General features: G+C 43.0%; 8 protein-coding genes. 6 read left to right on the top strand and 2 right to left on the bottom strand.

Translation table 11 applies throughout. The annotated features are described in order from the left end of the window. Window positions 1-137: 137 nt before the first annotated feature. From X919_RS0104975 to X919_RS0104965, 3 genes are all read left to right on the top strand, one after another. Entirely contained in the window at window positions 138-626 is a 489-nt protein-coding gene (locus X919_RS0104975; RefSeq protein ID WP_028899255.1) for an LPD11 domain-containing protein, read from the top strand. A 76-nt stretch (window positions 627-702) separates the two neighbouring features. Continuing rightward, window positions 703-1,281, top strand: a complete 579-nt coding sequence (locus X919_RS0104970; RefSeq protein WP_028899254.1) for a hypothetical protein — start codon at window positions 703-705, stop codon at window positions 1,279-1,281. A 12-nt stretch (window positions 1,282-1,293) separates the two neighbouring features. After that, window positions 1,294-1,515, top strand: coding sequence for a hypothetical protein (locus tag X919_RS0104965; protein WP_028899253.1), 222 nt, complete (start codon window positions 1,294-1,296; stop codon window positions 1,513-1,515). A 97-nt stretch (window positions 1,516-1,612) separates the two neighbouring features. Here X919_RS0104965 and X919_RS17035 read toward each other — a convergent pair whose 3' ends face one another. Beyond that, a complete protein-coding gene (locus X919_RS17035; protein WP_081759414.1) occupies window positions 1,613-1,852 on the bottom strand; it encodes a hypothetical protein in 240 nt (79 codons plus the stop codon). Further along, window positions 1,852-2,196, bottom strand: a complete 345-nt coding sequence (locus tag X919_RS0104955; protein ID WP_028899252.1) for a hypothetical protein — start codon at window positions 2,194-2,196, stop codon at window positions 1,852-1,854. Before X919_RS0104955 ends, X919_RS17035 begins: the two co-directional genes overlap by 1 nt. A 593-nt stretch (window positions 2,197-2,789) precedes the next feature. Here X919_RS0104955 and X919_RS0104945 point away from each other — a divergent pair. The 3 genes from X919_RS0104945 to X919_RS0104930 all read left to right on the top strand — a co-directional run bounded on the left by X919_RS0104945 (window position 2,790) and on the right by X919_RS0104930 (window position 4,841). Then, window positions 2,790-3,098 carry a hypothetical protein gene (locus tag X919_RS0104945; protein WP_028899250.1) on the top strand — a complete coding sequence of 103 codons (309 nt, stop codon included), beginning with the start codon at window positions 2,790-2,792 and terminating at the stop codon, window positions 3,096-3,098. 44 nt (window positions 3,099-3,142) lie between these two features. Next, entirely contained in the window at window positions 3,143-3,484 is a 342-nt protein-coding gene (locus tag X919_RS0104940; protein WP_028899249.1) for a hypothetical protein, read from the top strand. Window positions 3,485-4,472: 988 nt separating this feature from the next. Continuing rightward, the gene (locus tag X919_RS0104930) at window positions 4,473-4,841 is read left to right on the top strand and encodes a single-stranded DNA-binding protein (protein WP_028899247.1); all 369 of its coding nucleotides are present in this window, start codon (window positions 4,473-4,475) and stop codon (window positions 4,839-4,841) included. Window positions 4,842-5,466: the final 625 nt, after the last annotated feature.

The raw sequence follows: 5,466 nt of genomic DNA, 5'->3' as shown, positions 1-5,466 counted from the left end.
ACCTTGCACATAAAAGGTTCGAGATGACGGTTACACCGGAATGATAAAAAAAAGTTCGGGTCGAAGAAACAAAAAACCTAAAAGGGTTGAGAATCGGGATGCCCAGAATAAAATAATTACTTCATAAAAATAGGAAAATGGAAAAAATCACTTTACAACGAGTTGGTATAAACTACAATGGTTATACTGCTTACAAGGATGAGAAAGGAAACTATTACTTGGATTTATCGCTGTCCCCACAAAGTAATCCAACAACGTTATATTGTGTATGTCCTGCCAACGATATGGACGGTGAAGCAGGTTTTGAGTTGAAGCGAAACTTTATGATTGCAAACCCTTATACGGAAAAGGAAATAAGGGAGTACAATTGTAGGGATAAATATATGATGCTTTCAAAAATATACCATGATTTGATTGCATACCTTGGGAAGACTGGTAATGAAGAGCAAGACAAACAGGATTTTCGCTACCACAACGACAAATATGGTCTTTGGGGAAATTCCGTCGATGAAACCATAGAAGAGGTAAAAAGACGTTGGAACATAATCCCCGAGGATTTAAAGCCCCAATGGTGTACGGTCGAGGATATTGCTGAATTGGAGCGCAAGGCAAAGGCTGCTAACTGATAATAATGTGTTCTTTTGTCGGGAAACCGACAAAAGAATGCTTCAAAGAATAAAAAACAACTTAAATTATAAAAACATGGCAAATTGGGCAAGGACAAGCTACCGTATTGAAGGTAGCGAGAGTGATTTGAAACGAGTGTTCGACGTAATTGACAGCTTTATGACAGACAAGTGTAAGCCTGTCGAGGAAAACGCATCCAAGGAATGGGAGGGAAATATCGTCAGAGTTTTGGGAGCGACGGACGAGCAGATGGAAAATAATTATCTCCGTGGTTTCATCCAAGAGTATGAAATGGATGGAGCCATCATTAGCATAGAGGCGGATGAAGCATGGGGAGCAACGGATTTCCGTCATGTGCTTACGAAGCTCATGCCTGACCTTACCGTCTACTACATCGTGGAAGAGCCAGGCTGTGAAGTCTATGCTACCAATGATGCCGAGAGCAAATACTTCACGGACAAGTTCTACGTGGACGCTTGTGTGAACGGCAACTATGAGAGTGATTATTTTGAGACAGAGAAACAGGCTATGGCTTATGCGGCAGAGTTGCTTGGTAAAGAGGAAGTCAGCAAAGGCGAATTGAAGAGCTGGAACGAAGAGCATAAGGAGGACAATGATTTCATCTACGTCCACGAGTTTGAGATTGAAGACTAAAAAATAAAGGTCATGGCAGGGCTAACCACCCTGCCGCAATCTTTTTTTAGCATGAAACACAAGAAGTTTGAGTTAAAGACACGCGAAACGACTATTGCAAGCTACAATGCAACATACGACGGTTATCTTCAATTTTGTGATGATATGGGCAATGAACCCTGCGAAGAAAATAGTGAAGATTATTCTGAATGGTTGGATATTGCCCAAAGTGAAGGCAGCTTTTATGTTGATTGAAAATGTTTGGGGATGAAATGTCCCCAAACATTTTGGGCTGCTCCTTAATGTCGCAGCCATAGGCGAACCATTGAGTTTCGCCTGTAAATAGGTCATTTTAGGTCATTAGACGTGACCTTATGATAAGTGCCTTGGATGTGATGTGGTGCATACCATCTTCTGTTAAAACGTGACTTAAAGTATTTTCCGTACACCCAAGTTCTTTCTCGGAGAGCTTCTTAAAGATGGCATTCACACTGCCAAAGTAATAATTCTTACGGCTATGTATGAGATGCACATGGATTACTTTCCTCAATAGTTTTCCTTTCATAAAACAACTAAAGTCTGAAATTTGCATTATTCTATCTTCTCTTCCCAAAGATTAGAACCAATACTGTCTCTTTGCTGATACATGTCTGTCGTTATTTCAATTTCAATACCTGTCCCAGTCCAATTTACAGAGACAACTTTGGTATTGTACTCATTGGAAAGCAGACCCTCCAATGATACTTCAAGGCCTCGATACCTGTAAAGGTCGCTGCCTTTGAACACGACATCTTCTTCGTCAGCCTTTATATGCCCCTCTTCTATGAAACTTTGAATACCTAAAGTATCTCCAGGAGACGGAACGCATGAAAACGGCCATGTTCCACGCCAATTATAAACATTTCCGGCCCAGCAAAATAAAATACGTACTTTCATATATCTTCTTTTGGGTACAAAGATAGCAATTTATATTAATAAAACTTCCAAATATTAAATATTTAGAAGTTTTCATCATCCAATTTCTTTATTATTAACTTGAAACAACGGACAAATGTCTATTATTATCCTCCGTAACCATTTCCATGCGTTCCGTCTCGCAATTTATGGAAATTCTATTTTACTTTTCCTTATCTATTTTCCCATTTCCGTTTCTGATTTCGACCTCACTTTTCATCCGCTTGTGGTCATCTTCGACTTTTATTCTGCAAAGGTATCGCAGGCAGGGAATACGGCAAACACCGGAACAAGTCCTATTGACGGAAAACTTTTCATGACCCTCCGAAATCAAAGATTGCGGTTTCCTGAAAACTTTGCCGGCCAATTCTTTGCCTTAGATTCCCTTAATACCTGTGATCTTACCTTGCACATAAAAGGTTCGAGATGACGGTTACACCGGAATGATAAAAAAAAGTTCGGGTCGAAGAAACGAAAAATCTATAAAAAGGTTGAGAATCGGGTTGCCCAGAATAAATATAAAATTCATAAAAAATAAGAAAATGGAAACAGCAACAATTCAATTTGTAACACCAATGTGGAACATTGAAAAGATGACAGGTTACAAGCCTCTCACAACATTTTGGAGTGATTTCTCTACGGCAGAGAAATTTGGCATAGAGGCAGTAAAAGGCACTTTCAAACGAGCTTTTGAAGAATGGAAAGGTGACTATAAATTTCTGACCGAGCTTGTTATGGTGCTCAATCATAAGATTTGGCAATGGTACGAGAAAAACGATGAGTTGGCACGTGTTTACGATGCCCTTTGGGAAGAAGCGGACAACTATGGGTGCGAGAACCTGAAAGGCGAAGAGTTAGACTATTTTTATGAAACCCTTGATTAATAACCAATGCAAGGTGCCCCCACCTTGCTAAAACATACAAAGCAATGAAACATTTTGATTATGCCCCTCTTTACGAAGAGATTTACAAACGACAGAAGCAGGAACTAATCGACGCTTTGCGGAAACTCCCTAACCATGAATTTCATTTTGGGATGGACTATGACAGCGAGGAACAAGGAGAAAAGGCGGAGCATCCTTACATCATAGGATACCTGGGAGATGAACCTGCCGACCTGGAAGTAATGGCGGTAAAGGAAGAAGACGGCTTCCTGTCAATATTGGTAAAAGACAAAGAAGCTGGCTTTGAGGGAACCATCACCGATTTGAAGCTGGATATAATCTTAGGGCATTTGGAGAACATACTTGATGAGTTGCCAGATATGTAGGTGATTTGATATGAGTGAGGTGTCAGGTATCGCCCGGCATCTCACTTCTTGAATTTTCATGCTGAAAAAATCGGTGGGGCTTACCGCCCCACACCCTGATTATGAACCGGCTTCCTTCAAGATTGAGCATCAAGGACGCTGTCGGAGCCTGTCCGCCGGGGTCGCTTTCACCTTCGGGCACGCCACAGGAAAAAGCTCCCAAAAGCGGAAGGGCAGAGACTTGCAGTCACTGCCCACATTGTTGGATGTAGGATACTCTCCCTTCTTTCTATATTGCCGCATATCTTTATTGTCATATAGCCGTATATATGTATATACGCATATATGACTATGCGAACATAAGTCTATACGGATTGCCTTGCAGACCTTATAGTGGTACAGTCCTTTTCCGTCTCCTACCATGGCACGGCTTGCAGCCTTCTTCGACCATTGTCTTTGGGACTTCCGCCCTTTCCCATGACGGCGGAACCAAGTGGCGAGACTGTATCATAGATTCTCTTACTGTCCATCGGCCTGTTCTCTGACGGCTTACCCCTTTACCTCTCCTTGCCCTTCTTCGGCAGCGGAAGCTTTGCTGGCACAACTTCATTCACCCTGGTTTCAGGGCCTGACAGCGGTACTGTCATTTTCTTTCCCGTGCGGTCAAGTGTGTTTACCGATACTGGCAGCGGTGGCAGCTTCTTGGTCTTGGTTTCATCCTTTCAGCTACCCTTCACTTCAAATCATTCATGGCGTTCTTTTCATTTTTCAGATAAGTCCGACATCCATTTTCCTTTGCAAAGTTAGCGCAAGCGGTGTTCCGCAAGGGTCGCCCTCCGGGACTTGCCTCGTGATTTTTTTCAAGTTTTTGGGGTGCGGTTGCTCCTGATCCAAAAACTCTATGGTCGGAGATGAAAAAAAATAACGGTCATCCCTTGCCTTTGCACACCTGCTCCTTGCCTGCTCCTTCATGCACGTAAAATAAATATCAACTTAAAAAATTACAATTATGAACGCAATGAACAATTTCACAGTTACGGGTTATGTTTGCAAGGATGCAGAAGTTAAAAACTTTGAGAAGGCTGCCATCGCACGCTTCGGTATCATCATCAAACACACAGAACGCAAAGGCAACGAGACCACTACGGTCTCTTCGATCATAGGCCTTGAAACTTGGGTAAAGAACGACGATACGGCTACCTTGGAACTGCTGAAGAAGGGCAAGGAGATTACGGTAGAGGGATTCTTCAAGCCGGAGAACTACACCAAGGACGGCAAGAGCGTCACGGTTCTGAAGAACATCGCCACAAAGGTTACCGCCTTTGTCAGGGAGGAAAAGCAGGAAGCTCCTAAAGCAAAGAACCGGAAGGCCAAGTAAAAGCCTTACTCCGAAAGACGGGAGACTCTTCAAGGGTCTCCTTTTTTCATGTCTGCTGCAATCGCATCTGCTATCACGCCATACGGCGCATACCTATCTTTCATGCAAGCAGTCCTACTTCTTAAACCCTCTTGTGTCTTCTTCCGTGCCGTGCCGGAACTCCATCAGACACAAGACAGCACAGACTTGCCGTCAGAGCTGCTTCGGGAGAGAGGACTATACTTCTTGTGGAGCCTGCCGCCCCACACCCGGCCACGGAACCGGCACACGCCTGAAGGCAAGTGCCGTTCCTTTATATCCGGCTATCTATACACCCACCTTTTACCGATAATACATATAGCTGTATATACATATAGGTGTATATACAGCTATACGGACATACGGCTACACACGCTGCACCTGCGGTGCTTGTTTTACATTCACTTATATCTATCTTTTCATTTCCGTTTCTGATTTCGACCTCACTTTTCATCCGCTTGTGGTCATCTTCGACTTTTATTCTGCAAAGGTATCGCAGGCAGGGAACACGGCAAACACCGGAACAAGTCCTATTGACGGAAAACTTTTCATGACCCTCCGAAATCATAGATTGCGGTTTCCTGAAAACTTTTACCGGCCAATTCTT

The sequence above is a fragment of the Prevotella sp. HJM029 genome, from assembly GCF_000599605.1.
Lineage (GTDB): Bacteria > Bacteroidota > Bacteroidia > Bacteroidales > Bacteroidaceae > Prevotella.
This window is presented reverse-complemented; position numbering and strand designations above follow the sequence as displayed.

Excerpts from the sequence above, each read along its gene's own strand:
- X919_RS0104975 (WP_028899255.1), top strand. The coding sequence starts at position 138 with ATGGAAAAAATCACTTTACAACGAGTTGGTATAAACTACAATGGTTAT.
- X919_RS0104970 (WP_028899254.1), top strand. The coding sequence starts at position 703 with ATGGCAAATTGGGCAAGGACAAGCTACCGTATTGAAGGTAGCGAGAGT.
- X919_RS0104965 (WP_028899253.1), top strand. The coding sequence starts at position 1,294 with ATGGCAGGGCTAACCACCCTGCCGCAATCTTTTTTTAGCATGAAACAC.
- X919_RS17035 (WP_081759414.1), bottom strand. The coding sequence starts at position 1,852 with ATGCAAATTTCAGACTTTAGTTGTTTTATGAAAGGAAAACTATTGAGG.
- X919_RS0104955 (WP_028899252.1), bottom strand. The coding sequence starts at position 2,196 with ATGAAAGTACGTATTTTATTTTGCTGGGCCGGAAATGTTTATAATTGG.
- X919_RS0104945 (WP_028899250.1), top strand. The coding sequence starts at position 2,790 with ATGTGGAACATTGAAAAGATGACAGGTTACAAGCCTCTCACAACATTT.
- X919_RS0104940 (WP_028899249.1), top strand. The coding sequence starts at position 3,143 with ATGAAACATTTTGATTATGCCCCTCTTTACGAAGAGATTTACAAACGA.
- X919_RS0104930 (WP_028899247.1), top strand. The coding sequence starts at position 4,473 with ATGAACGCAATGAACAATTTCACAGTTACGGGTTATGTTTGCAAGGAT.